Raw genomic sequence first — 1,386 nt, 5'->3', positions numbered from 1 at the left:
TGACTAGTCCTAAATAATCGATACAGATTTAATTAGACAAAAATATTTAATTAAGCACCTGCAATAAGTTTTTTGCAGGTGTTTTTTCTTTTATAGGTTTTCATTTTTATTTTATCCTGTTCATGCATCTGGCTTGGGGTGAGCATATAGTTAGAATAATGAGGTCTGAGTTCATTATAGATACTTATCGCTTCCTTTATTATTTTGTTTTTAATATCCCTGTTCTGAGTATGCTTATCAATTAAGAATTCATGTTTTAAAATTCCATTAATTCTTTCTGCCACTGCATTTTCATACGGATCTGAGTTTTGCGTCATACTGCATAATACTTTGTTTTTGATTAGCTCTTTCTGATATTGGTCTGCACAATACTGCAGTCCGCGGTCAGAATGGTGTATTAAAGGCATAGCATTATTTCTTCTTTGTTTTAAAGCCATTTTTAAAGCTTTCAAACTGTTCTCTGCGTTGAGATTTTCAGCTGTATAATACCCCATTATTTTTTTTGAGTATGCATCTGTTATCAAACTTAAATAACAGGGATTATCTCTTTTTCCGACATATGTAATATCGCACACCCAGACTTGTTCAGGACGATTTATTACTAAATCTAAAATTTGATTCTCATGCTTTTTAAAGCGATGATGAGAGTTTGTTGTTATATGGTAGCTTCTTTTTGGCTGTATCAATAAGTGATTAGCCCTGAGTATATTAAAAAATTTATCTCTGCCGATTTTTATCAGACTAAGTTTGTCTGCTAAAAGATAGTAGAGTTTCCTGGTTCCAATTCTAGGCATTAATTCTCTAATATTTTTGACCATAAAAACAACTTTCTCAGCTTTGTCCTGTCTGATGGCTGCTCTTTTTAGCCTTCGATAATAAACCTGTCTGTTTATCCCGAACAAATAACAGGTAAACTCTATTGTTTGTTGTTCTTTTTCTTTAAAGCAGGCAATTGTTCGGGTACAGAGTTTTTTCGGATATCAATATGATATTCTTTTTCAGCTAAATCAATCATCATATCAAACAGGATAGCCTTTTTGTCGGCTACAAAAGCCTGCCTTTCCAAAAAAGCCTTCTGTTTTTCTAAAAGCTTGACCTGAGCTTCAAGCTCCATAATCTTCTGTTCAGGTGTTTTTGTCATCTTGATTGAGGTTTGGTTCTCCCAATCAAAGTTACCAAATTTCCTAAGCCATTGAACGATAGTTGAACGGGATTGAATTCCATACTTCTTTCTGGTGTCAGTAACAGAAATAAATCCTTTTTCAATATCGCTTACGATTTGAAGCTTCAGCGACATACTATAGTCTCGCTGGCTTCGCTTAACATAACTTGTTTGTTTTTCCATAACGATCTTTTTTTTTGTATCGCTATTTCAGGACAAGACAT

Annotated in this window: 2 protein-coding genes; both read right to left on the bottom strand. The window is 33.5% G+C overall.

Annotation, left to right across the window (positions count from 1 at the left end; genetic code table 11):
• Nucleotides 1–50: 50 nt before the first annotated feature.
• A complete protein-coding gene (locus ACODSB_RS23955) occupies nucleotides 51–902 on the bottom strand; it encodes an IS3 family transposase (RefSeq protein WP_488938886.1) in 852 nt (283 codons plus the stop codon).
• A 14-nt stretch (nucleotides 903–916) separates the two neighbouring features.
• A complete protein-coding gene (locus tag ACODSB_RS23950) occupies nucleotides 917–1,345 on the bottom strand; it encodes a helix-turn-helix domain-containing protein (RefSeq protein ID WP_180857314.1) in 429 nt (142 codons plus the stop codon).
• Between the last annotated feature and the right edge of the window lie 41 nt (nucleotides 1,346–1,386).

This window comes from Flavobacterium sp. FG68 (genome assembly GCF_057808895.1).
Note: the sequence above shows the minus strand (reverse complement) of the source record. Positions and strands in the feature narration are given on the sequence as shown.

Excerpts from the sequence above, each read along its gene's own strand:
- ACODSB_RS23950 (WP_180857314.1), bottom strand. The coding sequence starts at position 1,345 with ATGGAAAAACAAACAAGTTATGTTAAGCGAAGCCAGCGAGACTATAGT.